This is a genomic window from Rhizobium sp. AB2/73 (assembly GCF_020871915.1).
In the GTDB taxonomy this organism is placed as follows: Bacteria; Pseudomonadota; Alphaproteobacteria; order Rhizobiales; family Rhizobiaceae; genus Rhizobium; species Rhizobium dioscoreae.
This window is the reverse complement of the sequence record NZ_CP067072.1, coordinates 386,440-412,737: the sequence shown is the minus strand read 5'-3', so window position 1 is coordinate 412,737 and position 26,298 is coordinate 386,440. Positions and strand designations below refer to the sequence as shown.

Annotated in this window: 24 protein-coding genes; 12 read left to right on the top strand and 12 right to left on the bottom strand. The window is 60.2% G+C overall.

Annotated features, from left to right (window positions below; translation table 11 throughout):
- Nucleotides 1-35 precede the first annotated feature (35 nt).
- From I8E17_RS21585 to I8E17_RS21575, 3 genes are all read left to right on the top strand, one after another.
- A complete protein-coding gene (locus I8E17_RS21585) occupies nucleotides 36-1,886 on the top strand; it encodes an ABC transporter ATP-binding protein (protein ID WP_219511622.1) in 1,851 nt (616 codons plus the stop codon).
- Between the two features lie 79 nt (nucleotides 1,887-1,965).
- Nucleotides 1,966-2,517 carry a glutathione peroxidase gene (locus I8E17_RS21580; RefSeq protein ID WP_069614642.1) on the top strand — a complete coding sequence of 184 codons (552 nt, stop codon included), beginning with the start codon at nucleotides 1,966-1,968 and terminating at the stop codon, nucleotides 2,515-2,517.
- A 185-nt stretch (nucleotides 2,518-2,702) separates the two neighbouring features.
- Complete coding sequence (locus I8E17_RS21575) at nucleotides 2,703-3,764, top strand: class I SAM-dependent methyltransferase (RefSeq protein WP_069614643.1); 1,062 nt, start codon at nucleotides 2,703-2,705, stop codon at nucleotides 3,762-3,764.
- A 41-nt stretch (nucleotides 3,765-3,805) separates the two neighbouring features.
- Here the strand turns inward: I8E17_RS21575 and I8E17_RS21570 are convergent, their stop codons facing one another.
- The 7 genes from I8E17_RS21570 to I8E17_RS21540 form a co-directional block, all read right to left on the bottom strand.
- Nucleotides 3,806-4,891, bottom strand: a complete 1,086-nt coding sequence (locus tag I8E17_RS21570; RefSeq protein ID WP_069614644.1) for an ATP-binding cassette domain-containing protein — start codon at nucleotides 4,889-4,891, stop codon at nucleotides 3,806-3,808.
- Between the two features lie 3 nt (nucleotides 4,892-4,894).
- On the bottom strand, nucleotides 4,895-5,773 hold the full coding sequence (locus tag I8E17_RS21565) for a carbohydrate ABC transporter permease (RefSeq protein WP_229002199.1): 879 nt from the start codon (nucleotides 5,771-5,773) through the stop codon (nucleotides 4,895-4,897).
- 29 nt (nucleotides 5,774-5,802) lie between these two features.
- Nucleotides 5,803-6,741, bottom strand: a complete 939-nt coding sequence (locus I8E17_RS21560; protein ID WP_083258274.1) for a sugar ABC transporter permease — start codon at nucleotides 6,739-6,741, stop codon at nucleotides 5,803-5,805.
- A gap of 74 nt (nucleotides 6,742-6,815) precedes the next feature.
- On the bottom strand, nucleotides 6,816-8,063 hold the full coding sequence (locus I8E17_RS21555; protein ID WP_083258275.1) for an ABC transporter substrate-binding protein: 1,248 nt from the start codon (nucleotides 8,061-8,063) through the stop codon (nucleotides 6,816-6,818).
- Nucleotides 8,064-8,261: 198 nt separating this feature from the next.
- Entirely contained in the window at nucleotides 8,262-9,395 is a 1,134-nt protein-coding gene (locus I8E17_RS21550; RefSeq protein ID WP_069614646.1) for a Gfo/Idh/MocA family oxidoreductase, read from the bottom strand.
- 10 nt (nucleotides 9,396-9,405) lie between these two features.
- A complete protein-coding gene (locus tag I8E17_RS21545; RefSeq protein WP_069614647.1) occupies nucleotides 9,406-10,335 on the bottom strand; it encodes a sugar phosphate isomerase/epimerase family protein in 930 nt (309 codons plus the stop codon).
- A 245-nt stretch (nucleotides 10,336-10,580) separates the two neighbouring features.
- On the bottom strand, nucleotides 10,581-11,642 hold the full coding sequence (locus tag I8E17_RS21540) for a LacI family transcriptional regulator (RefSeq protein ID WP_229002198.1): 1,062 nt from the start codon (nucleotides 11,640-11,642) through the stop codon (nucleotides 10,581-10,583).
- Nucleotides 11,643-11,873: 231 nt separating this feature from the next.
- On the opposite strand from I8E17_RS21540, the gene I8E17_RS21535 reads away from it, so the two are divergent.
- Nucleotides 11,874-12,023, top strand: a complete 150-nt coding sequence (locus tag I8E17_RS21535) for a hypothetical protein (protein ID WP_015342612.1) — start codon at nucleotides 11,874-11,876, stop codon at nucleotides 12,021-12,023.
- A gap of 51 nt (nucleotides 12,024-12,074) precedes the next feature.
- Here I8E17_RS21535 and I8E17_RS21530 read toward each other — a convergent pair whose 3' ends face one another.
- Nucleotides 12,075-12,866 carry an aldolase/citrate lyase family protein gene (locus I8E17_RS21530; protein WP_069614649.1) on the bottom strand — a complete coding sequence of 264 codons (792 nt, stop codon included), beginning with the start codon at nucleotides 12,864-12,866 and terminating at the stop codon, nucleotides 12,075-12,077.
- A gap of 325 nt (nucleotides 12,867-13,191) precedes the next feature.
- Nucleotides 13,192-13,590 carry a VOC family protein gene (locus I8E17_RS21525; protein WP_069614650.1) on the bottom strand — a complete coding sequence of 133 codons (399 nt, stop codon included), beginning with the start codon at nucleotides 13,588-13,590 and terminating at the stop codon, nucleotides 13,192-13,194.
- Nucleotides 13,591-13,692: 102 nt separating this feature from the next.
- On the opposite strand from I8E17_RS21525, the gene I8E17_RS21520 reads away from it, so the two are divergent.
- Complete coding sequence (locus I8E17_RS21520; protein ID WP_113366325.1) at nucleotides 13,693-14,403, top strand: YafY family protein; 711 nt, start codon at nucleotides 13,693-13,695, stop codon at nucleotides 14,401-14,403.
- A 42-nt stretch (nucleotides 14,404-14,445) separates the two neighbouring features.
- Here I8E17_RS21520 and rhaI read toward each other — a convergent pair whose 3' ends face one another.
- Both rhaI and I8E17_RS21510 read right to left on the bottom strand, forming a co-directional pair.
- Nucleotides 14,446-15,738: an L-rhamnose catabolism isomerase gene (gene rhaI, locus I8E17_RS21515; RefSeq protein WP_069614652.1), complete on the bottom strand. Its 1,293-nt coding sequence runs from the start codon at nucleotides 15,736-15,738 to the stop codon at nucleotides 14,446-14,448.
- 220 nt (nucleotides 15,739-15,958) lie between these two features.
- Nucleotides 15,959-18,055, bottom strand: coding sequence for a bifunctional rhamnulose-1-phosphate aldolase/short-chain dehydrogenase (locus I8E17_RS21510; RefSeq protein WP_069614653.1), 2,097 nt, complete (start codon nucleotides 18,053-18,055; stop codon nucleotides 15,959-15,961).
- A gap of 207 nt (nucleotides 18,056-18,262) precedes the next feature.
- Here I8E17_RS21510 and I8E17_RS21505 point away from each other — a divergent pair, with 207 nt between their 5' ends.
- From I8E17_RS21505 to I8E17_RS21475, 7 genes are all read left to right on the top strand, one after another.
- Entirely contained in the window at nucleotides 18,263-19,075 is an 813-nt protein-coding gene (locus I8E17_RS21505; RefSeq protein WP_113366326.1) for a DeoR/GlpR family DNA-binding transcription regulator, read from the top strand.
- A gap of 53 nt (nucleotides 19,076-19,128) precedes the next feature.
- Entirely contained in the window at nucleotides 19,129-20,124 is a 996-nt protein-coding gene (gene rhaS, locus I8E17_RS21500) for a rhamnose ABC transporter substrate-binding protein (protein ID WP_069614655.1), read from the top strand.
- A gap of 73 nt (nucleotides 20,125-20,197) precedes the next feature.
- Nucleotides 20,198-21,733 (top strand): sugar ABC transporter ATP-binding protein, encoded by a 1,536-nt coding sequence (locus tag I8E17_RS21495; protein WP_069614750.1) that lies wholly within the window; start codon nucleotides 20,198-20,200, stop codon nucleotides 21,731-21,733.
- A 10-nt stretch (nucleotides 21,734-21,743) separates the two neighbouring features.
- Entirely contained in the window at nucleotides 21,744-22,748 is a 1,005-nt protein-coding gene (locus I8E17_RS21490; protein ID WP_069614656.1) for an ABC transporter permease, read from the top strand.
- Nucleotides 22,745-23,761, top strand: a complete 1,017-nt coding sequence (locus I8E17_RS21485) for an ABC transporter permease (RefSeq protein WP_069614657.1) — start codon at nucleotides 22,745-22,747, stop codon at nucleotides 23,759-23,761. Before I8E17_RS21490 ends, I8E17_RS21485 begins: the two co-directional genes overlap by 4 nt.
- The gene (gene rhaM, locus I8E17_RS21480; protein ID WP_069614658.1) at nucleotides 23,758-24,084 is read left to right on the top strand and encodes an L-rhamnose mutarotase; all 327 of its coding nucleotides are present in this window, start codon (nucleotides 23,758-23,760) and stop codon (nucleotides 24,082-24,084) included. Before I8E17_RS21485 ends, rhaM begins: the two co-directional genes overlap by 4 nt.
- Nucleotides 24,081-25,466: an FGGY-family carbohydrate kinase gene (locus I8E17_RS21475; RefSeq protein ID WP_069614659.1), complete on the top strand. Its 1,386-nt coding sequence runs from the start codon at nucleotides 24,081-24,083 to the stop codon at nucleotides 25,464-25,466. Before rhaM ends, I8E17_RS21475 begins: the two co-directional genes overlap by 4 nt.
- On the opposite strand, the gene I8E17_RS21470 is transcribed toward I8E17_RS21475, so the two are convergent.
- Nucleotides 25,463-26,287, bottom strand: coding sequence for an aminoglycoside phosphotransferase family protein (locus I8E17_RS21470; RefSeq protein ID WP_069614660.1), 825 nt, complete (start codon nucleotides 26,285-26,287; stop codon nucleotides 25,463-25,465). The two genes, I8E17_RS21475 and I8E17_RS21470, sit on opposite strands and share 4 nt — an antisense overlap.
- Nucleotides 26,288-26,298: the final 11 nt, after the last annotated feature.

Here is a 26,298-nt window from a genome sequence, read left to right as displayed (position 1 = left end):
GCCTGACCAATGGTAAAATCATAAAAGGGAACTTCATGCCGACCGTTGCAGCGCAGATGACCAATCCAGCCACCCAGCCTGTTCTTTCCATCTCCAATCTCACCACGTCGTTTCTCGTCGATGGCGAGTGGCGCAAGGTCGTGAAGGACATTTCCTTCGATGTCATGCCGGGAGAGACGGTCGCCATCGTCGGCGAAAGCGGTTCCGGCAAGAGCGTGACGTCGCTTTCGATCATGCGGCTGCTCGCCAGGGCCAGCAGTCGCATCGAGGGCGAAGTCAGGCTCAACGGCCGCGATCTCCTGGCATTGCCGGAGGCCGAGATGCGCAAGGTGCGCGGCAAGGACGTCGCAATGATCTTCCAGGAGCCGATGACTTCACTCAATCCGATCTTCACCATCGGCCGGCAGATTTCCGAGGCGCTGACCTGCCATGGCAATATTTCCAAGGCTGAAGCGAAGGCGGAAACGATCCGCCTTCTGGAAAAAGTGCGCATCCCCAACGCGTCCTCGCGCTTCGACGAATATCCGCACCAGTTTTCCGGCGGCATGCGCCAGCGCGTGATGATCGCGATGGCGCTTGCCAGTCGCCCGAAACTCCTGATCGCCGACGAACCGACGACGGCGCTCGACGTGACAATCCAGGGCCAGATCCTCGATCTCATCAAGGTGCTGCAGGAAGAGGAAGGCATGTCCGTCCTCTTCATCACCCACGACATGGGCGTCGTCGCCGAAATCTCCGACCGCACCATCGTCATGTATCGCGGCGAAGCGGTGGAGACCGGCAAGACCGACGATATCTTTCATCGCGGCCAGCATCCTTACACCCGCGCCCTGCTGTCAGCCGTGCCGCGCCTCGGTTCCATGAAAGATCAGCCGCAGCCATTGCGCTTCCCGGTCGTCGACGCAAGCACCGGCGAGCGCAGCGAACCGAAGGCGCTCGCGGATACCGTCGATCACGGCAAGACACCGGTGCTCGAGGTGAAGAACCTCGTCACGCGCTTCGATCTTCGCGGCGGCCTGCTGGCCCGCCCGACGGGCTCGATCCATGCGGTCGAGAACGTCTCCTTCGATCTTGCACAAGGGGAAACGCTGTCGCTGGTCGGCGAATCCGGCTGCGGTAAGTCGACGACGGGGCGCTCCATCATGCGCCTCATCAATCCCAAATCCGGCGAGGTTCGCCTCGACGGCTATGACGTGATGAAGCTCAATACGCTCGATCTGCGCCGGATGCGCCGCAGCATCCAGATGATCTTCCAGGACCCGTTCGCGAGCCTCAATCCGCGCATGACGGTCGGCGCTGCGGTTGCCGAACCCTTCATCGAGCATCGCTTGGGCACACGCTCCGAAGCCCGGGAAAAGGCCGCCGATCTTCTGGAGCGGGTCGGGCTGAAAGCCGACATGATGAGCCGTTATCCGCATGAATTCTCGGGCGGACAGCGCCAGCGCATCTGTATTGCCCGCGCGCTCGCCCTTGATCCGAAAGTGATTGTCGCGGACGAAAGCGTGTCGGCGCTCGACGTGTCGATCAAGGCGCAGGTTTGCAATCTGCTGATGGATCTGCAGCAGAGCCTCAAACTCTCCTATCTCTTCATCTCACACGACATGGCCGTGGTCGAGCGCGTCAGCCATCGCGTCGCGGTCATGTATCTCGGCGAGATCGTCGAGATCGGCCCGCGCGCGTCGGTTTTCGAGAATCCACAGCATCCCTACACGAGGAAGCTGATGGCGGCCGTCCCGGTGCCGGATCCATCACGGCGCGACATCCGGCGCAACCTCGCCGTCGACGAATTGAAGAGCCCGGTGCGCCCCGTCGGCTATCAGCCACCCGCGCGGCACTACCGCGAAGTCTCGCAGGGCCATCTGGTTCGAATGGAAGAGGCTGCCTGAGGCGCATTCTGACCTTGACGCCACCGAATTCCGGGCAAATATCGGCATCCTGTTTTCCATCTCATCTGGAGTGAATGATATGACCGATAGCGTGCTCGATATTCCGGTAAAGAGGATCGACGGCAGCGATACGACGCTTGCCGACTATCGCGGCAAGGTCATCATGGTCGTCAATGTCGCGTCCAAATGCGGCCTGACGGTACAGTACGAAGGGCTGGAAAAGCTCTATGAGGAAAAGCGCGGCGAAGGTCTTGTTATCGCCGGCTTCCCGGCCAATGATTTCAAGGGCCAGGAGCCAGGCACCGACAAAGAGATTTTGGACTTCTGCACGCTGACCTACGACGTGCAATTCCCGATGTTCTCCAAGATCGCGGTGACTGGCGACGAGCGTCATCCGCTATACGACAACCTGATCGCATCCGGCGTCGAGACGATCGGCGACGGTCCGATGCGTGCCCGCCTCGCCGATCGTGGCCTGCACACCGGCGACAATGGCGGCATCGTCTGGAACTTCGAGAAATTCCTGATTGGCCGCGACGGCAAGGTTGCCGCCCGCTTTGCGCCCGACGTAACCGCCGACGATCCGCGCCTGCTCTCGGTTCTGGAAAAGGAGCTGGCGCGCGCCAGCTGAGGCGTGAGCTCTCTTTTGGACTTCCAAAATAACACATTACATCAATAGGTTGCGCTACTTTTCAGAGCGAGGGCCTGGCGTGTTCAGCCGGATGGCGTAATTGCCTGCCCTCCAGCCTGGGAGTATCTTTCCCTATCCGAATACATCGTGACGGAACGCTGCATCAATTCTGATGGGAGGATGTCATGCGCGAACCTGATATGCAGAAACTCGATACCCTTGTCGGGCGCTTGGTCGGCGATCTCGGCGCGGCGGTCTCAGGTGTCTTGGTAACGCTCGGAGACCATTTGGGCCTGTTCAAGGCCATGGCTGACGGAACGCCAAGGACTTCGTCGGATTTGGCCGACAAAGTCGGTGTGAAAGAACGCTATGTGCGCGAATGGCTGTCAGCTCAGGCAGCAGCCGACTATGTCAGTTATGATGATAAGACCGAGCGTTTCTACCTGACGCCGGAACAGGCAATGGTATTTGCGGAGGAAAACAGCCCTGCCTTCTTCGCGGGCGCTTTCGATGTCGTTCAATCCATGTGGATCGACGAGCCGAAGGTCGTCAACGCCTTCAAGACCGGCAGCGGCCTTGGTTGGCATGAACACAGCGCCTGCCTGTTTCGCGGCACGGAACGTTTCTTCCGAACGGGCTACAACAGCCATCTCGTTTCGGAATGGATACCGGCGCTCGACGGCGTGCAGGAAAAGCTCGAGGCCGGCGCGATCGTCGCCGATGTCGGCTGCGGCCACGGCGCCTCGACCATCCTGATGGCAGAAGCCTATCCGAACTCGACTTTCTTCGGCTTCGACTACCATCTCCCGTCCATCGAACGGGCGAAAGCTGCGGCGCAGGAAGCGGGCGTTGCGGGCCGTATCACGTTCGAACAGGCGACCGCCAAGGACTTCCCGGCTGCCGACTACGACCTTGTGGCGATGTTCGATTGCCTGCATGACATGGGCGATCCCGTCGGTGCCGGCAAACATATTAAGGAAACCCTCGCCGATGACGGCACCTGGATGATCGTCGAGCCCTTCGCCCATGATTGCCTGAAGGACAATCTCAACCCGGTCGGCCGCGTCTACTACGGGGCTTCAACGATGATCTGCACGCCAGCCTCGCTGTCGCAGGAGGTCGGGCTGGGTCTGGGCGCGCAGGCTGGCGAGCTGAAACTGCGCAAGGTTGCCATGGATGCGGGTTATTCGCATTTCCGCAAGGCGACTGAAACGCCGTTCAACATGATCTTCGAAGTCAGGGCATGAAGATTATGCCGCACGCTTCGTCCAACGCGCGGCATCGCATCTTATAGACGCTGCCCGTCTTCCCCGAACAGCGACGCGAGCGCCGGCTGGAAATAAACCGGTTGCTCGGTGTCGAGTGCGACATCCTCATCGGCATCGATACGCACCGACAGCGTCTCGCTGCCGACCTGACCCCAGATCAGATTGTCCGAGCCCATGGGCTCGACGATGGTGAAGGTTGCCGGCAGGCTGGCAGCCCGCCCGCTCGCGGGCTGGAACTGCATTTGCTCGGGCCGAACGCCAAGCGTCGCCTTGCGGCCCTCGCCGGGCGTGCCGGAAAACTCGTAGCCGTTGAGGTCGATCGCGCGGCCATCCGGCAATATGAACGCCGGCATGCCGCCATTGCTCGCCACCTGCCCCGACAGGAAGTTCATCGATGGCGAGCCGACGAAGCCTGCCACGAAGCGATTGACCGGACGGCGATAGATCTCCTTCGGCGTGGCGAATTGCTGGATGACGCCGCCGCTCATGACGGCGATGCGATCGGCGAGCGTCAGCGCCTCGATCTGGTCATGCGTCACGTAGATCATGGTGGAGCCGAGGCCGCTATGCAGGCGCTTCAGCTCGACACGCAGCTCGGTTCTGAGCTTGGCGTCAAGGTTGGAGAGCGGCTCGTCGAACAGGAAGACGTCGACGTCACGCACCAGCGCACGGCCGATGGCGACACGCTGGCGCTGGCCGCCGGAAAGCTCCCCCGGTCGCCGTTTGCGCAAGGGGTCGATCTGCAGGATCTGCACGGCGCGGTCGACACGCTGGGCAATCTCCTCCTTCGCCATGCCGGCAATGCGCAGCCCGAAGGAGAGATTTCCTTCGACGGTCATCGTCGGATAAAGCGCATAGGACTGGAACACCATGCCGATGCCGCGGTCCTTCGGTTCCTCCCAGGTGACGTTCCTGTCGCCGATCCAGATCTGGCCGTCGGTGATATCGGTCAGCCCAGCAATGGCGTTGAGTAAGGTCGACTTGCCGCAGCCGGAGGGGCCGAGGAGTACGATGAACTCGCCGGATTGTATCTCGAGGTTGAGCGATTTCAGGACGCTGACGCTGCCGAAATCGATTGCAAGTTCGCGAATGGAAACATTGGCCATGGACTATCCCTTGACTGCGCCGGCGGTGATACCGCGCACGAACCAGCGGCCCGAGCCGAAATAGACGATCAACGGAACCAGCGCGGTGAGGATGGTCGCCGCCATGTTGACGTTGTAGAGCTTCTCACCCTGGGTCGAGTTGACGATGTTGTTGAGCTGCACGGTCATGGGGAAGTTTTCCCGGCCGGCGAAGACGACACCGAAGAGGAAGTCGTTCCAGATGCCGGTCACCTGCAGGATCGCCGCGACCACCAGGATCGGGATCGACATCGGGATCATCAGCCGGAAGAATATCTGCCACAGCCCGGCGCCGTCGATGCGAGCTGCCTTGAAGAGCTCCATCGGCAGGCTCGAATAATAGTTGCGGAAAAGCAGCGTCAGCACCGGCAGACCGAAGACCGTGTGGGTGATGATGATGCAGGGCAGCGTCGAATAGATGCCCACGTCGCGATAGATCAGAACCAGCGGATAGATGAACACCTGGTATGGTATGAAGGCGCCGAGCAGCAGGATGGCAAAGAGCACGTTTGCCCCTTTGACCCGCCAGAAGGATAGCGCATAGCCGGTCAGCGACGAGATCAGGATCGACAAAATCATGCTCGGGATCAGGATCTTCACCGAATTCCAGAAGCCGACGCTGATGCCGCCGCATTCAAGTCCGGTGCAGGCCGTGCTCCACGCCTGTATCCAGGCATCCGCCGTCCACATTTGCGGAAAGGCGAAGATATTGCCCTGACGGATCTCCGGCATGGATTTGAATGAGGTGACAAGCATCACATAAAGCGGCAGCAGGAAGAACAGGGCCGCGATGACAAGAAAGAGATAAAGGCCGATGCGTCCTGGGGTCAGATGCTGCGGCTTGCGGCCGGTCGGACCCTGCATGGCACCAGTGACGGAAGATGGCGTCGTCATCAGTTCCCCCTCGGCTTTTCACGGAAATATTCATAATAGAGCCAGGGCGTCACCAGGATGACCACCGTGATGAACATCACGGTCGATGCTCCGGTTGCGAGGCCGATATTGCCGCGCCCGAAGAGATAATCCATGATGAATTTCCCAGGCACCTCGGTCGCGATACCCGGACCGCCGCCGGTCGTCGCCAGAACCAGTTCGTAAACCCTCACAACCGCAATCGCCAGAAGAACGCTGGCGGTGATGATGGTCGGTCTCAGAATCGGGATGACGATATGCAGATAAACGCGCCAGCTCGGTATGCCGTCGATGCGCGTCGCCTTCCATAATTCCCGGTCGACGCCGCGCAGGCCCGCGAGCATGATCGCCATGACGAGGCCGGAAGATTGCCAGACACCGGCAAGCACGATGACGTAGAGCGCGAGATCGCTCTGGACAATCCAGTCGAAGCGGAACCAGGTGAAGCCGACACTGTCGGCAACCTTCTGCAGGCCGAGTGTCGGATTCATGATCCACTGCCAGACCAGCCCGGTCACGATGAAGGACATGGCAAAGGGATAGAGGAATATCGTTCGGAACGTATTTTCGAAACGAACCTTCTGATCAAGCGCGACGGCGAGAAGAAAACCGAGGATCAGACAGCCGGCAATGAAGAGAATGCCGAAGACGAGGACGTTCTGCAGCGACAGCAGCCAGCGCGCCGTCGAAAACAACCGCTCATACTGCTTGGTACCGACGAAAATGTTGACCGGCAGCACCTTGCTGTCCGTGAACGATATCCAGATGTTCCAGACGACCGTGACGACATAGGCGAGAAGCACGATGGCGAAGGCCGGAAACAGGGCCACGTAGGGCGAAAAATGTATCCTCCTGCGGCTTACGCTCGCAGGTGCGACAGCCGCCTTTGCGGCAGTGGCGGTCGTATTTGGACTGCTCATGGGCGCGCTCCTCCTCAGCATTCATGGAAACCGGCGGCAGGCTCACCTGCCGCCGCATGGATGTCGATCGAAGCTTACTTGGCCTGTTCGATGACCTGCGCAAACTGCGTGGCGAACTGGTCCGCCGTCATGCTGGGCGTGGTCCAGTATTGAGCAATGAGATCGCCTTCGGTCTGGACGATATCCTGAGGAGTCAGCACATCGGGCGCCAGGATCTGGCGGCTCGGATCCTTGAGTGCGTTCAGGCCTTTCTGGGCGCAAGCGTCGAGCTTCGACGTATCGACGTCGAGACGCACAGGTACCGAACCCTTCTTGGAGTTGAAGGCAAGCTGGCCTTCCTTCGACATGATGACGGTAGCGAGCAGGGTCTGGGCGTCGGTCGCCGTCTTATCCTTGAGAACGGGGAAGACGAAGATGTCGCCGCCCATCATGAAGTTGGATTCGCCAGGTCCTAGGATGCAGCCGAAATCCTTGTCGGCGACGAGGCCGGCATGGATGAATTCACCCTTGGCCCAGTCGCCCATGAACTGGATGCCGGCCTTGCCGTCGATCAGCATGCCGGTCGCGACGTTCCAGTCGCGGTTCGGGCTGCCAGGGTCCTGATAGTTGCGGAGCTTGGCGAAGACTTCCGCCACATGCTTGAACTTGTCGGACTTGACGGCATCCGTGTCGAGATCCTTCCAGACCTTGGCATAGAGATCCTTCCCGCCCTCGCCGAGCAGGATGGCGTTGAACATCGACTGCAGCTGCCAGGGTTGACCGCCGACGGCAACCGGGATCAGGCCGGCAGCCTTGATCTTGTCGAGCGCGGCAAACATTTCATCCCAGGTCTTCGGCTCTTCCGTCACGCCGGCCTTGGTGAAGACGGCCTTGGAATAGAAGACCCAGTTCTGGCCGTGGTCGTTGATGGGAGCGCCATAGATATGATCCTGGAACTGGATGGCCTGATAGAAAGACGGTGTCAGAACCGATTTCCAATCCTGCTCCTTGGCGAGATCGTCGAGCGGCCGCAGCAGGCCCTGCTGAGCCAGTTCGTTCATCTGCGTGCCGGTGTTGAACTGCATGGCCGTCGGCGGATTGCCGCCGATGATGCGGTTGATGCCGATCGGACGAGCAGTCGAGCCGGAGCCGGCAATTGCGGTATCCACCCATTCGCCGCCCGCAGCGTTGAAGGCCTTGGCCAGCTCCTTCACGGCTGCGGCTTCACCGCCCGAAGTCCACCAATGCAGAACTTCGGCCTTCTTGCCTTCGGCCAGAGCGCCGGTCACGCTCGCCGCGACCAGCGCCGTGGCGCCGACCAATGCCATCATCAATTTGCGCATGCGTTCCTCCTCCTTTGAGGGCGTTCTTCAAACGCCTTTCCTCAGCCGCCGCCGTCTCCAGACACCGGATGCCGAATCTCCTGATCCTCCAAAACTGTGCGGCAGGGCCTCCGTTCCCCGCAGCAAGTGAGCAATGCTTCACTCAGGCATTGCCCCTTCGTCAAGCCCGCAGTCCAAAAGGACCGCATTTTCCCAACTCTATAGCGCACTCAATGAGAAACGTCCCTCATTTATTGCGCGCGGTATTGGATCGGGCCGACCGCAACCACTGTGGATTGCAACCACAGAACGCGATTGCGCCGAACGCTCGAATGCCGTCATCACCTCAAGGGCGTGGAAAGCCAGTTCCGACGATACCCGATGCTGGCGTCCCGAGCGAAGGGAATCCACCATCTCCGCCGCGCCCAATCCGCGCAGACCGAGATGACCTGGCACACCTTCCGTATAGGGGTGATCGACGGGGATCTCCCTCCACGCATCATCGCCATCGCGAAATATCTCGACCTTGCCGCTGAAATTGTTCGGATCCGGCGTCACCATAGTACCTTCCGAGCCGTAAAGCTCGATCTGATTGTGCTTGTGCTTGATGACATCGAAGCTGGTGGCAATGGTGACGGTCGCACCGCTATGGAACTCCATAACGCCCGTCAGATGGGTCGGCACCAGTACCTTGATCGTCTCGCCGCGACGCGGATCGGTCTTCACCGTGCGTTCGATGCGGGTAATCTTCGCAGTGCCAAAGACCTCACGCACGGGGCCGAGCAAGGCGATGAGGTTCGTCACGTAGTACGGACCGACATCGAGCATCGGCCCGCCGCCGCGGCCGTAGAAGAAGGCTGGGTTGGGATGCCAATGCTCATGACCCGGCAACAGCAGCATGGCGGTGGCCGAATTCGTCTTGCCGATGCGCCCTTCATCGAGCAAGCGGCGCGTCAACTGGTGACCGCCGCCGAGAAATGTGTCGGGAGCGCAACCGAGCCGCAGGTCTCCTGCCCGCGCGATGGCCATCAACTCCTCCGCCTCGGCCATAGAAACGCCAAGCGGCTTCTCCGAATAGACATGCTTGCCAGCAAGCAGCGCTTTCTTGCTGATGGCATAATGCGAGACCGGCGTCGTCAGGTTGATGATGAGACCGATTTCCGGATCGGAAAGCATCGCATCGAGCGCAACGGCCTCGATGCCGAACTGCTCGGCGAGCTTGCGGGCAGGCTCGTGATAAAGATCGTAGACAGACTTCACGCGAATGAAATCAAACATATGCAGGGTCGCAACATAGGTGGCGCTGATATTGCCGGCGCCGACAATGCCGACTTTCATGGGTTCGTTGCTCATTGGCTTGCCTCTAGGAAATGGTGATATCGAGTTCGGCGGCGGCGGCGCGCAGATAGCTCATCCCACGGCGCATCTCGTCATCGAATTCCGTCGTCGCTTCGCGGAAATGGGTCCAATGCGATGCACCCGGCGCGTCTTCCAGCTCCAGCGTGATCGGGCCGGAATAGCCGATGGTCTTGAGTGCCGCGAAAATCGCCTTCCAATCGATCTTGCCGCGTCCCGGGCGCCAATGGGCGTTGGTGTGCCCTTCATTATCGGAAAAATGCGTGTTGAAGATCCGATCGCCGAGCGCCAGCACGACGTAATGCGGCATGTCGCCGGCCGGAAAGAGATGGCTCGGGTCGAAGTTCAGGCCGAGATTGGCGGCACCGGTGCGCTCGATCAGCCGCAGCATGCCCTGACCGGAGCTGACCCAGCGATACGGATGCGGCTCGATCGCGACCTTGAGACCCGCGCCGGCGGCAACCTCGCACGCCCGGATGAAACCCTCGACCACGGCTTCATATTCACCCGTCCAATCCCATTGCGGTTCGACCGCCGCGCCCCACTCTTGCGAGATCGGGCGCTGCAGGATCGGCCTGACCTCGGACTGAAACGGATAGGGTGTCATGCTGGTGACGATCGGCGTGCCGATCGCGGCCGCGACTTCCATGCCGCGCTGGTAGCCATCCAGGTCGACTGTCGAAACGGCAGCATTTGCGGCGCGGCTGAAGGGTAGATTGAAGAAGAAGTTGGTGAGCACCAGCCCCTCTCCATCAGCAATCTGCTTCAACTCGCGGATGGTTTCGGGCGTGTAGTAGCTCAACATGTCCACCGACCAGGCGGTGAGCTCAAATCCCTTGCAGCCTGTCGCAGCGAGCCGCCGCAACGGCGCCTGATACGGCGGGTTCCAATTGAAGGTCCAAATAGGTGATCCGAAAAAAAGCGATCCGTCGCTCACGTCATCCTCCCTTGCAATGCGTGAAGCCGCTCGCGACAAGGCCTCCACGCCTGAACAATGTGCCTTGCCGATGAGCCTCCTCGCTCGGAAATCGACAATTCGTAACGTTACGATTAGGCAAAAGAGAAAGACTGTCAATCAGCAATTTTCCGGCCGATTATCATTTCAATATTGTTCAATCTGCAAATTCGTAACGTTACGAATGTCTTCTCGCCGCCTGCTCATCCTGCAAGCAGCAATATTTTTCAAGCGTGACGTGACTGGCTTTGATGATCGACAAAGGCGGCTCGGACGATTTCGCGCAGATCGGCCGGATTTTCGCCGGCGATTGCCCGATGCAGGAAGGCCGCCAATCGCTCGCCTATGGCATGGTTCGAATAGTGAAAGGTACTCAAAGGCGGGTTGAAGAAATCTGGCAGGGCGGTGCCGCCATAGGTAATCAGCGCGAAATCCCTGCCGGCCTGCCGCCCGGCATCGCGCAGGCCAGCGAGGAAACCGAGAGCTGCCTCCTCGCTGGCAACGAAAGCGGCGGTCGCTGCGGGATTCTGCGCTGCTATGTGCTTTGCCATCTCCCGACCATTGTCGGGTGTCGCCGTAGTGAAATGGATGCCATCATCAGGCACATCGAGATGATACTCGGCAAAAGTCCTGCGCCACCCTCTTACGAATTGCAGGCTGTAGGTGAATTGCTGGTTGGGCGCGATCAGCAGCGGCATATGATGGCCGGCATCAAGCAGAAGACGCGCAGCCTCTGCGCCGATCACTTCATGATCGAGATCGATGCTCGGATGAACGCTCAAGAGCTCCGTCCGCCCGAAGGTGACAAAAGGCATGCCGGCTTCAAGCAGGTATTTAACGCGATCGTCCTGTGGTGTCGTATGCGTGATGATGATGCCGTCGACCGATCCCTCCTCGACGATATCGCGCACCGTCGCGAGCGGATCATCTGCCTGGAGCTGCGGGACGATTGTCGTTCGGTACCCTCGCGACTTCATATAGCGCGAAGCGCCTTCGATCAGCGAGGCAACGACAATGTTCATCTCGCCCTCACGCCCGAAAGGCAGCACGATGCCGATGGCGTGGGTTTTGCCGGTGCGCAGATTGATGCCGCCGAGGTTGGGACGATAGCCAAGCTCGCCCGCAACGCGCTTGACCAATTCGATGGTCTCGCGATTGACCTCTGGGCCTTCCTTGAGGGCACGGCTGACCGTCGTGACCGAAAGACCGAGAGCCGTAGCAACGGTCCGCAAGGTCACGCGCTGACCTACTTCGCGACGCAAGCCGCGCCCCGCCGCCAATCCCTGCACCTTCGACAAATCATTCCGCTCCGCCATGTCAGGGCGAGAATGCCCGCAGGCGGGTGACGATGCAAGCGCAGGCTGCGATCAAAGTCGACAAGCGGGAAGGTCGTGTTTGGCTGTTATCCGATAGTATCACCCGACATCGGGGCACAACCTTGAGCATCTGTATTCAGCCGGCATTCAGAAAGGCAATTTTAAGATGCATATCGTTAATCATTCTATTATTAGGGGAAACTCATGGACAAATATACCAAAACTGTTTTGACAATCATCGCCGTCGCGCTCGCGGCAATCGCCATCCAAAACACAATCACGCCGGCACAAGCCGTCGGAGGCGGCTGCGGTACGGAAACCTATCGGCCCTGCTATGTAAAGCTGGTGAACTAGCGCAACCACCGCTGCCCGTGGGATACCTCGGGCAGCTTTTATCCCAGTCGATTATGAATCAGCGCCTTTTCGCGCAGCCTGAATGGCCGTGCGGGCGCCGGCGCGCAGCTGCGCCGTTTCCGTGCCGGCGATAACCAGATCGAGGCCAAGCTTCAGGTATTCCCCGGCGCGGGCGCCATCGCCGCCAAAAGCGCAGATCACCTTGCCATGGGCGCGGCAGCGTGCCAGCACGGTTGCAAGCGCCTGATCGATCGCGGCGCTATCGGGCGCAAGCCGGGCGCCGTTCGAAAGGGCGATCGAAAGATCGGACGGGCCGACAAAGATGCCGTCAATGCCGTCGACTGCGAGAATCTCGTCGATCGCATCGAGTGCCATGCGGGTTTCCACCATGGCGATGGTAGCGGTCAGGCTATTGGCGCTCTGCAGATAATCTTCAGCTGGCAGGCCGAAATGATTGAGTGCCAGCGATGGCCCCCAGCTCCGCTCACCGAGCGGCGGATATTTCGTCGCTTGCACCAAGGCGCGCGCATCATCGGCAGAATTGATCATCGGCGCGATGATGGCGGAGGCGCCCGCATCGAGAAGGCGCGAGGCAGAGGCAAAATCTCCGACCGGAATGCGGGCAATCGCCGGCTTGCCGGCCAGGCGCACATAGGCGATCCCGTTGGCGGCAGACTCCATGTTCCACATGCCATGCTGCATATCGAGCACGATCGTGTCGAAGTCTTCCTGCGCCAGATGATTGACGAGCATCGGATCGGGTATGCCGACCCAGCCGGAGATCATGCCGCCATTCTCGCGGCGTTTAAGCCGTCCGGCAAAACCGTTCATATCAGTCGTCATCGTCTTTCCTCACCTATCAACAGCAGCACTCTGTCTTTTACCCGTCTCGACGCCAAATCACGGCGAGCCGTTGCAAGCGACAATACCCAATTCTCATTGTCGGACCACTCGAAAGTGCACATGCGACTGATGCAAATGGACAGAGCTCGCTTCGACCTTGGTCGGTTACCGTGCAGGAAGATGATTTCAATCTGCCAGAGGACCATGACAAATTTGCAGCTATCCGGATCGGTTAGCGCTCACCAGGCGATCAAGGCGTAACTTAGGGCGAGCGATACCGCCAGGCAGACGGCATCGCCCGATCACAAGACTTCGGCGGTACCGCTCAACGCCCGGCAAAACGCTGCTTCGCAAAGTCCGTAACAGGCGTGTAGAGGCTGATGAGCGTACCCTCGGGATCGCGGATTTGCCCTGCCCGGTTGCCCCATGGCATCAGCTTCGGTTCGTGCACGACGTCCACCATGTCCTTCAACCTCGCGAATTCGGCATCGACATCGTCAACCTGGAATTCGATGATGATAGAGCGATTGGCGCAAGGCTCGGCGCTGCCCTCCTTGAATAGGGCGACGGTCTCGACGCTTCCGATCGCAAGCGTTGCCGCGGGAGTGACGATCTCGGCAAAGACCGGCGCTAGCCACTCCGCTGCCTGACCCGTGACCATTTCATAAAAAACGACCATTTTGCTGATGTCTGAAGCGATCAGACGCGTGGATGCCAGTTTCATCACATACTCCTTCAAACCGCCGACCAAACATATCGTTGGCGGCTCGAAGGCTCTTGTTGCATAAGGCTGTTGCCACCATACTGGCAGCAGGAGTCAGCAGGAATGCGTCGCGCCGACCGTTTGTTTCAGATCATACAGATATTGCGCCGGTCGAGCCGGCCGGTGACCGCTGCCGCGCTGGCGGATGAGCTCGAAGTCTCCAAGCGCACGATCTATCGCGACGTCGCCGATCTGATGAGCCAGCGCGTTCCGATCGAGGGTGAGGCCGGCTTCGGATATCTTCTCTCGCCCGGCTACGAAATGCCGCCGTTGATGCTGACACCGGAGGAGATCGAGGCTGTCGTCCTCGGAGCGCAATGGGTTGCAAGCCGTGCCGACAAAACCCTTGCCAATGCCGCACGCGATGTGGTTGCCAAGATCACTGCCATCGTGCCCGAGCACCTGCGCCCCTTCATCCTCGAGCCGAGCGTCGGCGCCAAACCGCTTCTTCAGGAATCCGAAGAGGAAAACATCGACCTGCCAATGCTGCGGGCGGCAATCCGCGAAGGACGAAAACTTCGCCTGCGTTATCGGTCCGATGCGAGCGCGGAAAGCACAAGGATCGTCTGGCCCGTCATCCTTGGTTATTCCGACACGAGCCGCATTCTGGTGGCGTGGTGCGAGCTACGTGGAGGCTTCCGCCATTTCCGCACGGAGCGAATTCTCGCGGTCGAGGTGCTCGACGAAAACTATGGCCTGCGACCAGGCGAATTGCGGCGTCGCTGGTCCGCCTGGCGAGAGGCCGAACTCCAGCAATCAGGGCAAGCGCGATAGGCATCTGGTGCCGGCGCCATTTTGTGCCGGCACCAGATAATCTCAGATGATCCCGCCGCCGCCGGCGACAGAGACTGGCCGCTCGGCGGCAACCTTGCGGCGATAACCGCTCGTCCTATAGGTCGCGACCGGGTCGATCGCGCCGCCTGCACGACGGCGAGCTTCGGCCAGGATCGGCTCGACGTCAGCACGATAGGCACGCTTCAGCGTTTCCGATGCCATCAGCGCGTCGTTCGCGTCCTGATATTCGCTAAGTGCGTCGCGATCGACGATCAGCGCCTGCGCGTAGGCGCGGCGGATCTCGTTGGCGCTGGAAATCAGGCTTTCGATCGGGTCGGTCACGTTATGCGACTGATCGATCATATGCGCCGGATTGAAGTCGTTGACCCCACGCCGTTCCGCATCGACCAGTTCGTTAAAGACGAGGAACAGGCGGTAGGGCTCGATGGCACCGGCATCGAGATCGTCGTCGCCGTATTTCGAATCGTTGAAGTGGAAACCGCCGAGCTTGCCGAACTGGATCAGGCGCGCGACGATCATTTCAATGTTCGTATTCGGCGCGTGATGGCCAAGATCGACAAGGCAATGCGCCTTGGGGCCGAGCGTCTGCGCGATCAGGTAGTTGGTGCCCCAGTCCTGCACGACAGTCGAATAGAAGGCCGGCTCATACATCTTGTGCTCGGAAAACAGCCGCCAGTCGTCCGGGAGTGCCTTGTAGATATCGGCCATGGCAGCGAGATAGCGCTCGAAAGCCTTGGTGAAATTGGTCTGGCCAGGGAAGTTCGAGCCGTCGCCGATCCATACCGTCAGCGCCTTCGAGCCGATCGCCTTGCCGATCTCGATGCACTCGATGTTGTGCTCGACGGCCTGGGCGCGTGTTGCCGCATCGACATGGCTGAGCGAACCGAACTTGTAGGAATGAGCCTGGCCGGGTGCATCGGAGAAAGTGTTGGAATTCATGGCGTCGAAGCCGAGGCCGAGTGCATCGCCTTTCGCCTTCAATTCCTTCGCATCCGCCTTGTCCCAGGGAATATGCAGCGAAACCCTTGGTGTTGCCCGCGTCAGCTGCTGAATGACAGCGCAATCGTCGAGCTTGTCGAAGATGCCGCGTGGCTCGCCAGTTCCGGGGAAACGGGCGAAGCGCGTGCCGCCGGTTCCGACGCCCCAGGATGGGACCGCGACGAAGAATTCCGAAACTTTTTTTGTAACGGCTTCGATATCGACGCCGCGGCGGGCGAGCGTGGCGCCCAGCGCCTCATAATCGGATTTCAATGCGGCGGCGCGCTTGTCGTTTTCTGCGGCGACCAGATCGGGCGCGATCCTGTATTCGGCCATTCTTTCCTCCCATGTACGTCATTCGAAATATCGGCGTCTCGATCAGCTTATTCCCTCTTCTCCCCCGCGGGGAGAAGATACCCAACGGGCAGATGAGGGGGCAAGAAGCGGAGCGACGACCATCTTGAGCGTGAGCGAAAGATAGAACTGCGTCTGCCGCGCCCCCTCATCCGGCCCTTTGGGCCACCTCTCCCCGCTGGGGAGAAGGAAGTGCGGCCAACTACCGAGTAAAGCTCTGCGCGTTACCGGCGTCGACGTTGATGATATTGCCCGTCGACTTGGCGGAAAGGTCCGATGCCAGGAAGTAGATCGCCTCGGCAATGTCCTCTGGGAAGACGTTGAGCTTCAGCATCGAGCGCTTGCGGTAGTGTTCCTCCAGCTCGTCCACCTCGATCTTCGAGGAAGCAGCGCGCTGCTCGCGCCACTCGCCGTTCCAGATCTTCGAGCCGCGCAGCACGGCGTCGGGATTGACCGTGTTCACACGAATGCCAGCTTCCGCACCTTCCAGAGCCAGGCAGCGGGCGAGATGAATCTCGGCAGCCTTTGCCGTGCAGTAGGCGGCGGCATTCGGCGAGGATGCAAGGCCGTTCTTCGACGCGACGAAGACGACGTTGCCGCCGAGGTTCTGGCGGCGGAACAGCCGGAAGGCTTCGCGCGAGACGAGGAAATAACCGGTCGCAAGGATATCGATATTGCGGTTCCACATTGAAAGTTCGGTGCTCTCGATCGGCGCGGACGAAGCAATGCCGGCATTCGAGACCAGAATGTCGATACCGCCGAATTCGACGCAAGCCTCAGCGAAGGAGGATATAACGGCATCCTCCTTCGTCACGTCGAGCTTGACGCTGCGCACCGCATCCGCACCGTATCTCTTGGCAAAATCGGCTTGTGTGCTCTCCAGCGCCGCCTGGTCGATATCAGCCAAAACGACGCAGGCGCCCTCGCCGACCAGGCGCGCCGCCGTGGCGCGACCGATGCCACCGGCACCGCCGGTCACGAAGGCAACGCGGCCGGCGAGGCTTTTCGGCTTCGGCATACGCTGCAGTTTTGCCTCTTCCAGCAGCCAATATTCGATATCGAAGGCTTCCTGCTCAGGCAGGCCCTGATATTCGGAAACCGTGGAGGCGCCACGCATGACGTTGATGGCGTTGACGTAGAACTCGCCAGCAATACGGGCAGTCGCCTTGTCGCGGGCAAAGGACAGCATGCCGACACCGGGCACGAGAAAGATCACCGGGTTCGGATCGCGCATGGCAGGCGAATTGTCATGCTTGCAATCATTGTAATAGCGCGCGTAATCGGCGCGGTAATCTTCCAATGTTTTGTCGAGACCGGCGATGACGGCATCGACATCGGGCTTGGCCGGATCGAGATCGACGATCAACGGGCGGATCTTGGTGCGCAGGAAGTGATCCGGGCAGCTCGTGCCGAGCGCGCCGAGCGGGCGAAGGTTCTTCGAATTGACGAATTCGAGCACGGCATCCTGGTCGTCGAAATGGCCGAGCTTACGCTCCGCCTTGCCGATGCGGCCGCGGATTTCCGGCATCAGCCGGGCGGCGATCGCACGGCGCTGCGCCTGCGGCAGGCTCTCAGTGACCGCACCGCCGAAAATCGTCTTGCCTTCGGTCTTGGCGGCGAACCATTCGATCGCCTTGTTGATGATCGCGAGCGTCAGCTCGTAGCATTCCTTGGCGTCGTTGGCCCAGGTGAAGAGGCCATGGCTTTCGAGAACAACGCCCTTGGCATTCGGATGCGCCTTGACGAAGGCTTCGAGATCGAGGCCGAGTTGGAAGCCGGGACGGCGCCAGGGCAGCCAGCCGATCTCGTCGCCGAAGATTTCGCGTGTCAGTTCGCGCGAATTCTTTGAGGCAGCGATGGCGATGATGGCATCCGGATGCATGTGGTCGACATGGGTGAACGGCACGAAGCCATGCAGCGGCGTATCGATCGAAGCGGCGCGGGCGTTGAGGTTGAAAGTGCAATGCGGCAGGAAGCCGACCATGCGGTCCTCGTCGGCAACGCCCTGATAGATGTTCTTCAGGCTGTCCAGCTTGTCCTGATAAAGCGTGGCGAAACCATCGAGCCTGATGGTGCCGACATCGCCGCCAGAGCCTTTGACCCAGAGCACCTTAACCTTCTCGCCGGAGAGCGGATCGGTTTCCATGACCTTGGCCGACGTGTTGCCGCCGCCATAGTTGGTGATACGCTTATCGGCACCGAGCAGATTCGACCGATAAAGCAGCTTGCCGGGCTCATCGAGCCCATCAGCATATGCATCATCCCAACGGTTTTCCAGAAGCTGAACGCCAGCCGCCATGTAATCCTCCCTTGAAATCAAGTCTTTCGGGCAGATCGGATCATGATGGAACCGCCCTTTGTGAGCAGGGTATCGCTCACGTATAGTCGCCTTGTCAATCGAAAACGATCAAATTCGATAATGTTGCGATGCACTATGAAAGTTTATGATCGTTTATGATTGACACATTGTCATATTTGCGAAATAACCGCCGACAAGGAGGAGCCAATGCACGAACGCGAACGCCATCGCATTATTCTGAGCGCCGTACAGGAAAAGTCCGTCGTGACGATTCAGGATATTTCCGAGCTGACCGAGGCTTCGGAAGCGACGATACGCCGTGATATCGCTGCCCTGCACGTACAGGGAAAGATCAGGCGTGTGCGTGGCGGCGCGGAATCCATCCACCCGCCTCAACTCGGCAATCTGGCCGCGCGGCCGTTTCGTGTATCCGAAGCCGTCAACATCGATAGGAAACGCGCAATTGCGCGCAAGGCCGCCGAACTCTGCAATCCCGGCGACGCCATCATCATCAATGGCGGCACGACCACATTCCAACTGGTTCACTATATCTCGGCCTTCCGGCTGCAGGTGATGACCAATTCCTTCGCGATCGCCGAACACCTGGTCAAGCATTCGAAGAACACGGTGACGGTGCCGGGCGGCGCGATCTATCGCGAACAAAGCCTGATCCTCTCGCCCTTCGACAACGATACAATCCGCAATTTCTATGCGCAGCGCATGTTCATCGGCGCGCAGGGCGTCGGTCCGCTCGGCGTCATGGAAGCCGACGCGCTGGTCATCCAGAGCGAGCAGAAGCTCATGCGCCAGGCTGACGAACTCGTCGTCATGGTGGATTCAAGCAAATTCCGCCAGCGCTCCAGCCTGATCCTTTGCCCGCTCGAGCAGGTCTCGACCATCATTACCGATGACGGTGTTACCGCCGAAACCGTGCGCATGATCGAGGATGCGGGCATTTCGCTCATTATTGCAAATGTTTCGGCTGAGGCCGAGGAGGAAGATTCCCCGTCGGTCGCATGAGACGCGCGGCTCAGGTGGGGTGAGCATGCCTATTAACTTTGGGAGGAAGTGACATGAATATTGCAAAGAAACTGGCGATCGGCGTCGCGCTCGCCGCAACGCTTTTCGCCAGCGCGGCCAGTGCAAAAGACATCAAGATCGGTCTCGTGGTGAAGTCGCTGGGCAACGGCTTCTTTGAAGCCGCCAACAAGGGCGCACAGGAAGCCGCAAAGGATCTCGGCGGCGTGCAGGTGATCTACACCGGCCCGACCTCGACCACGGCCGAAGGCCAGATCGAAGTGATCAACTCGCTGATCGCGCAGGGCGTCGATGCCATCGCAATTTCAGCGAACGATCCCGATGCCGTCGTGCCTGCCCTGAAGAAGGCCACACAGCGCGGCATCAAGGTGATCTCCTGGGATTCCGGCGTCGCAAAGGCCGGTCGCATCCTGCAGCTGAACCCCTCGTCCAACGAACTGATCGGCAAAATGTGCCTGACGCTCGCCAAGGATCACCTCGACGGCGGCAAGGGCAACTTCGCCATTCTTTCGGCAACGACCACCTCGACCAACCAGAACATCTGGATCGGCGAGATGAAGAAGCAGCTGAAGGATTTCCCAGGCCTCAATCTCGTGACAACAGTCTATGGCGACGACCTCTCGGACAAGAGCTATCGTGAAGCCCAGGGCCTCCTGACCTCGCATCCGGAAGTCAAGGTCATCGTCGCTCCGACGACGGTCGGCGTGCTCGCTGCTTCGCAGGCCGTCAAGGATGCCGGCAAGATCGGCCAGGTCTACGTGACAGGTCTCGGCCTGCCGTCCGAAATGGCCGGCGCCATCAAGTCCGGCGCGACTAAGGAATTTGCGATCTGGAATCCGATCGATCTCGGCTATTCCGCAACGCAGATCGCCTATCGCCTGGTCAAGGGTGAGACCGACGGCAAGCCCGGCAGCGAGATCAATGCTGGCCGCATGGGCAAGATCAAGGTTGGCGAAAACGGCGAAGCCGCCATGGCCGATCCCTTCGTCTACAACGCTTCGAACATCGATCAGTTCTCCAAGGTTTTCTGATCGAAAATCGAACTCGCAACTCTCCGGCGGCGTCAGCCGCCGGACCTGGTTTCATTGATCCGGTACATTGCTGATGACCACAGTCCTTCAACGCTCCATCGCGGACGCACCAGCCGCGAACAATCAGGCCATTCTGGAAATGCGCGGCATTTCCCAGATCTTTCCCGGCGTCAAGGCGCTGGATGGCGTCAGCATTTCGCTCTATCCCGGCAAGGTGACCGCCCTGATCGGTGAGAACGGCGCGGGCAAATCGACACTCGTCAAGATTCTTACGGGAATCTACCGCCCGAATGAGGGCGAGATCCTCGTCGATGGCAAGCCGACGGCCTTTGCGAATGCGCAGGCGGCCATCGATGCCGGCGTCACCGCCATTCATCAGGAAACCGTACTCTTCGACGAGCTGACTGTTGCCGAAAACATCTTCCTCGGCCATGCGCCGCGCACATCCTGGCGCACCATTGACTGGAAGAGGATGAACAGCCGATCGAAAGAGCTTCTGCAATCTCTGGAAAGTGCGATCGATCCCACGACCCGATTGAAGGACCTCTCCATCGCGCAGCGCCATCTTGTGGCAATCGCGCGCGCCTTGTCGATCGAGGCCCGCATCGTCATCATGGACGAGCCCACCGCCGCCCTTTCCCGCAAGGAGATCGACGATCTCTTCCGCATCGTCGAAGGCTTGAAAGCCAAGGGCAAGGCCATCCTCTTCATCAGCCACAAGTTCGACGAACTCTACGAGATCGCCGACAATTTCGTCGTCTTCCGTGACGGCCGCGCCGTGGGCCACGGCGAATTGAAGTCGACGCCCCAGGACGAGATCGTTCGCATGATGGTCGGCCGCGACGTCAAGGACGCCTTCCCGAAAATGCCCGTGACAATCGGCGACACCGTTCTCGAAGTCGACAAATACTGTCACCGCACCGAGTTCCGCGATATTTCCTTCAAGCTACGGCGCGGCGAAATTCTTGGCGTCTACGGCCTGATCGGTGCCGGGCGATCCGAGCTTTGCCAATCGCTCTTCGGCATCACCAAACCGCTTTCCGGGCGTTTGACGCTTGATGGTCGAGAAATCCAGGTGCGTTCGCCGCAGGACGCGATAGCAGCCGGCATCGTCTATGTGCCGGAGGAGCGTGGCCGCCACGGCCTGGCGCTGCCGATGCCAATCTATCAGAACATGTCGCTGCCTTCCCTCGGGCGCACGTCGCGCAAGGGCTTCCTGAAGGCAGCCAACGAATTCGCTCTCGCGCGCAAATATGCCGAACGGCTCGATCTGCGCGCAGCCGCTCTTTCGGTGCCGGTTGGAACGCTCTCCGGCGGCAACCAGCAGAAGGTGGTTATCGGCAAGTGGCTTGCGACGCAGCCGAAGATCATCATTCTCGACGAGCCCACCAAAGGGATCGATATCGGCTCGAAGGCCGCCGTCCACGGCTTCATCAGCGAGCTGGCGGCCGAAGGTCTCAGCATCATCATGATCTCCTCCGAACTGCCCGAGATCCTCGGCATGTCGGATCGCGTGCTGGTCATGAAGGAGGGCCTGTCCGCTGGCCTTTTCGAGCGCGAGGGGCTGACGCCGGAAATCTTGGTGCGCGCCGCCACTGGAAATGCATAGGGAGGACGGGATGCCACGCATCCTCAAAAAGCGCGAAACTCTGCTCGCCATTATCATCGTCGTGATGATCGCCGGCTTCGCGACACGCGCGGCCGGCTTTGCCGAGCCCGCCAATCTCGCCAATATCTTCAACGACACCTCGATCCTCATCATCCTGGCGCTTGCCCAGATGACCGTCATCCTGACGAAATCGATCGATCTCTCCGTCGCCGCCAATCTGGCGCTGACGGGCATGGCGGTCGCGATGCTGAACGCCGCCTATCCCGATATTCCGCTGATCGCCCTCGTCATCACGGCGATCCTGATGGGTGCGGTTCTCGGCGCCATCAACGGCTATCTCGTCTGGGCTTTGGAAATCCCGCCGATCGTCGTCACGCTCGGCACTCTGACGATCTATCGCGGCATGGCCTTCGTGCTGTCGGGCGGCGCCTGGGTCAATGCGCACCAGTTCACGCCGATTTTCCTGAACGTGCCGCGCACGCCGCTTCTCGGCCTGCCTGTGCTTGCCTGGATCGGCATCGCCATCGTTCTGATGATGTATCTGGTGCTGCGCTATACGCAGTTCGGCCGCTCGGCCTATGCGAGCGGCGGGAATCCGGTGGCAGCGGTTTACGCCGGTATCGATGTCGGCTGGACGCGCTTCCTCGCCTTCGTCCTCTCCGGCGCGCTCGCGGGGCTGAGCGGCTACCTTTGGGTTTCGCGCTATGCCGTCGCCTATGTCGATATCGCCAACGGCTTCGAACTTGATAGCGTGGCCGCCTGCGTCATCGGCGGCATATCGATCGCCGGTGGTGTTGGTTCTGTCGCCGGCGCGGTCTTGGGCGCCCTCTTCCTCGGCGTCATCAAGAACGCGCTTCCGGTCATCGGCATCTCGCCGTTCACGCAAATGGCGATCTCGGGAACCGTCATCATCCTTGCAGTCGTCTTCAACGCCCGGCGCGAACGCAACCGCGGCCGCATCATCCTGCGCGACCAGGCCGCGAGGGACACCGTCAGCCAGGGAGCACACGCATGAGCAACGGTTCGCAAGCGGCAACCGCGGAAAAGCGCGCCATTCCTGATCGCCTCGGCACGCCCTTCAAGCGCGTCATGGCAAGCTGGGAAACGCTGCTCTTCGGCGTCGCGGTCGCGATCTTCATCTTCAATTCGCTGGCCTCGCCCTATTTTCTCGATCCCTTCAATCTCTCGGACGCGACCTTCAACTTTACCGAAAAGGCGATGATCGCCTTTGCCATGGCGCTGCTGGTGATTGCTGGCGAAATCGACCTCTCGGTCGCGGCCATCATCGCGCTGGCGTCGACGGCGATGGGCGCTGCCGCGCAACTGGGCGTCGACACGCCCGGCCTCGTCGCGATCGGTATCGGCGTCGGCCTCGTCTGCGGCATCTTCAACGGCTTCCTCGTTTCCGTGCTGAAGCTGCCGTCGATCGTCGTCACCATTGGCACGATGAGCCTGTTTCGCGGCATCTCCTATATTGTGCTGGGCGACCAGGCCTATGGCAACTATCCGGATAGTTTCGCCTATTTCGGCCAAGGCTATGTCGTCTGGGTCTTCTCGTTCGAATTCGTGCTCTTCATCGCGCTGGCGATCGCCTTTGCCATCCTGCTGCATGCGACGAATTTCGGCCGGCAGGTCTATACCATCGGCAACAATGATTTCGCCGCGCGCTTCTCGGGCATTCCAGTCGAGCGGATCAAATTCATCCTGTTTCTCCTGACCGGCATCATGAGCGGTATCGCCGCCGTCTGCCTCACCTCGCGCCTCGGCTCGACGCGCCCCTCGATCGCGCTGGGATGGGAGCTGGAGGTGGTCACCATGGTCGTGCTCGGCGGCGTATCGATCCTCGGCGGCTCGGGGACGATCGGCGGCGTCGTCATCGCCGCTTTCGTCATGGGCTTGGTCACCTTCGGCCTTGGCCTGCTGAATGTTCCCGGCATTGTCATGTCGATTTTCATCGGCCTCCTCCTCATCATCACCATCGCGCTGCCGATCGTGGCAAAGCGCATCAGGACCATGAGCTCCAAATGACCGCTGCTCTCGAACGCCACGCCTTCAAGATGACGCTCAATCCAGGCATGGAAGCGGAATACCGCAAGAGGCATGATGAAATCTGGCCCGAGCTGGTGGATCTGCTGCATCAGACCGGTGTCAGCGACTATTCCATCCATCTCGATCGCGAGACGAATACGCTTTTCGGGGTGCTGACCCGGCCGAAAGATCACACCATGGCGAGCCTGCCCGAACATCCCGTCATGAAGAAATGGTGGGCGCATATGGCCGACATCATGGCGACCAATCCCGATAACTCGCCCATCCAAAGCGATCTCGTCACGGTCTTCCATCTGCCATGAACAGCGAGACAGCCTACCGCCACATCGCCGTGATCGACATCGGCAAGACCAACGCCAAGGTTGTTGTGCTGGACGCCGGGACCGGTGCCGAGATCGCCGCCGTCAGAACTGCAAACAGCGTTCTGAAGTCGGGGCCTTATCCGCATTACGATATCGAAAGCCTATGGCGCTTCATCATCGACGCGCTGAAGGGCTTTGCAGCCACGCCCGGCTTCGATGCCATATCAATCACGACGCACGGTGCTTCGGCGGTTTTGTTGGACGCCGGAGGCGATCTTGCCTTGCCGGTTCTCGATTACGAACACATCTATCCCCAAGCCGTTCAGGATGACTATGCGCAAGTGCGCCCGGCTTTTGCCGAAACCTTTTCGCCGCGGCTATCCGGTGGCCTGAATGTCGGCGCGCAGATCCACTATCAGCAAAGCGCCTTCCCGGCTGATTTCGCTCGCGTCGCGACGATTCTGACCTATCCGCAATATTGGGCGTTTCGCCTGACCGGCGTTGCCGCCAACGAGGTGACGTCTCTTGGCTGCCATACCGATCTCTGGAACCCGACGGCTGGAACCTATTCGTCGCTCGTCGACAGGCTCGGCATCCGCACGCTGATGGCGCCCGTGCGCTCGGCATTCGACGCCCTCGGCCCGGTGTTGCCGACACTCAGCGAAGAGATCGGACTGACAAAGTCGGTGCCCGTCTATTGCGGCATTCATGATTCCAACGCCTCGCTGCTACCGCATCTGGTCGAGAATGAAGCGCCTTTTGCCGTCGTCTCGACGGGAACCTGGGTGATTAGTTTCGGCGTCGGCGGCGATCTCGGCCATCTCGATCCCGCCCGCGATACCCTTGCCAATATCGATGCCTATGGCCGCGCCGTGCCGTCTTCCCGCTTCATGGGTGGCCGCGAGTTCGAGATTCTGGCAGCGGAAATCGGCGCTGTGTCCAGTGAAGCAATCGAGGCCGCATTGGAACCGGCAATCGTCAAGGGCCTCATGCTTTTACCCAACGTCGTTGACGGATCGGGACCCTTTCCCGGGCGGACGCGACGCTGGATCGGGGATACCTCCGTGAGCAAGGCCGAACGGCTTGCAGCCGTCAGCCTCTATCTCGCGCTGATGACGGAAGCCTGCCTCGGTCTGATCGGCGCTAAAGGACCGATCTTCGTCGAAGGTCCCTTTGCGTTCAATCGCGCCTACCTCATCGCCCTCTCCGCCATGACGAGCACGGATGTCATCGCACTAGCAGGCTCGACGGGCACCAGCCAGGGTGCCGCCTTGCTGGCGGGGATCAGAACCATCGGTGCGACAGGCAACCCGCCTATTCGCACCGAACTGCCCGGGTTGGCGCGCTATCGGCAGTCCTGGCGCGAGGCCCTGATCTCCTAGCCTTCGGTTCTGGCGAGCTCCGCCGCCGCGATTTCGGCGACGCGCAGCGTTGGTTCGACATGTTCATCCTCGCCATCTTCGATCAACCAGCTTGCCGAAAGGCCGGCCCAGGCAATGATCCATCGCAACAGGCGTCCGCGCTCCATTCCCGCCGCCTCGGCAGCGATCGTCACTTGCCGGGCAAGACGGCCGGGAGATGTGGCGACTGCATTATCGGGATTGCAGAAGAGATTGGCGTAATCAAAGCCGCGCTCGCCCACCAGGCCCTTAGGATCGATCGCGAGCCAGCCGCGCTCCGCGAAATCGAGGATATTGCCGTGATGAATGTCGCCATGCAGCGCTACGACATCGCGGGGCTTCGACAACAGCGCGCGGGCGACAACTGCGGACTGGACGAAGACACCGCCTTCACAGTGAGCCATGGTTTCCAGCGAACGAAACCGGTGGACAAGCGGTATCAATTGCGGCAAGGCGCCGGCGCGCGAGGCGTGGAGCCCGGCGACGGCCTTGCAGATGATCCGGCTTGCCTCGTCGTCCTCGCCATTCCTTGCCATCTCGGAAAGTGAGCGGGTGCCCGTCGCCCGTTCGAGCAGGATAGCATCGTCCTGATGTTCAAGAACGCGCGCAGCACCAATGCCATTCCACCGGACCATAAGCTCAGCCCCTGATTTCTCCTCCGGCGCGTCGGCGATCTTCAGCATCGCCGGCTCGCCATCACGACGCACGGGAAAAAGCCGGCTGGAATGCGTCACGATCGGCGTACCGTCGGGAATCAGCCGCCAGAGGTCAAAATAGACTTTGAAATCGTTACTCTCATTCACGCGAGATCAGT

What these genes read in the sequence shown, in the direction of transcription:
- I8E17_RS21585 (WP_219511622.1), top strand. Translation starts at nt 36, where the DNA reads ATGCCGACCGTTGCAGCGCAGATGACCAATCCAGCCACCCAGCCTGTT.
- I8E17_RS21580 (WP_069614642.1), top strand. Translation starts at nt 1,966, where the DNA reads ATGACCGATAGCGTGCTCGATATTCCGGTAAAGAGGATCGACGGCAGC.
- I8E17_RS21575 (WP_069614643.1), top strand. Translation starts at nt 2,703, where the DNA reads ATGCGCGAACCTGATATGCAGAAACTCGATACCCTTGTCGGGCGCTTG.
- I8E17_RS21570 (WP_069614644.1), bottom strand. Translation starts at nt 4,891, where the DNA reads ATGGCCAATGTTTCCATTCGCGAACTTGCAATCGATTTCGGCAGCGTC.
- I8E17_RS21565 (WP_229002199.1), bottom strand. Translation starts at nt 5,773, where the DNA reads ATGCAGGGTCCGACCGGCCGCAAGCCGCAGCATCTGACCCCAGGACGC.
- I8E17_RS21560 (WP_083258274.1), bottom strand. Translation starts at nt 6,741, where the DNA reads ATGAGCAGTCCAAATACGACCGCCACTGCCGCAAAGGCGGCTGTCGCA.
- I8E17_RS21555 (WP_083258275.1), bottom strand. Translation starts at nt 8,063, where the DNA reads ATGCGCAAATTGATGATGGCATTGGTCGGCGCCACGGCGCTGGTCGCG.
- I8E17_RS21550 (WP_069614646.1), bottom strand. Translation starts at nt 9,395, where the DNA reads ATGAGCAACGAACCCATGAAAGTCGGCATTGTCGGCGCCGGCAATATC.
- I8E17_RS21535 (WP_015342612.1), top strand. Translation starts at nt 11,874, where the DNA reads ATGGACAAATATACCAAAACTGTTTTGACAATCATCGCCGTCGCGCTC.
- I8E17_RS21530 (WP_069614649.1), bottom strand. Translation starts at nt 12,866, where the DNA reads ATGACGACTGATATGAACGGTTTTGCCGGACGGCTTAAACGCCGCGAG.
- I8E17_RS21525 (WP_069614650.1), bottom strand. Translation starts at nt 13,590, where the DNA reads ATGAAACTGGCATCCACGCGTCTGATCGCTTCAGACATCAGCAAAATG.
- I8E17_RS21520 (WP_113366325.1), top strand. Translation starts at nt 13,693, where the DNA reads ATGCGTCGCGCCGACCGTTTGTTTCAGATCATACAGATATTGCGCCGG.
- rhaI (WP_069614652.1), bottom strand. Translation starts at nt 15,738, where the DNA reads ATGGCCGAATACAGGATCGCGCCCGATCTGGTCGCCGCAGAAAACGAC.
- I8E17_RS21510 (WP_069614653.1), bottom strand. Translation starts at nt 18,055, where the DNA reads ATGGCGGCTGGCGTTCAGCTTCTGGAAAACCGTTGGGATGATGCATAT.
- I8E17_RS21505 (WP_113366326.1), top strand. Translation starts at nt 18,263, where the DNA reads ATGCACGAACGCGAACGCCATCGCATTATTCTGAGCGCCGTACAGGAA.
- rhaS (WP_069614655.1), top strand. Translation starts at nt 19,129, where the DNA reads ATGAATATTGCAAAGAAACTGGCGATCGGCGTCGCGCTCGCCGCAACG.
- I8E17_RS21495 (WP_069614750.1), top strand. Translation starts at nt 20,198, where the DNA reads ATGACCACAGTCCTTCAACGCTCCATCGCGGACGCACCAGCCGCGAAC.
- I8E17_RS21490 (WP_069614656.1), top strand. Translation starts at nt 21,744, where the DNA reads ATGCCACGCATCCTCAAAAAGCGCGAAACTCTGCTCGCCATTATCATC.
- I8E17_RS21485 (WP_069614657.1), top strand. Translation starts at nt 22,745, where the DNA reads ATGAGCAACGGTTCGCAAGCGGCAACCGCGGAAAAGCGCGCCATTCCT.
- rhaM (WP_069614658.1), top strand. Translation starts at nt 23,758, where the DNA reads ATGACCGCTGCTCTCGAACGCCACGCCTTCAAGATGACGCTCAATCCA.
- I8E17_RS21475 (WP_069614659.1), top strand. Translation starts at nt 24,081, where the DNA reads ATGAACAGCGAGACAGCCTACCGCCACATCGCCGTGATCGACATCGGC.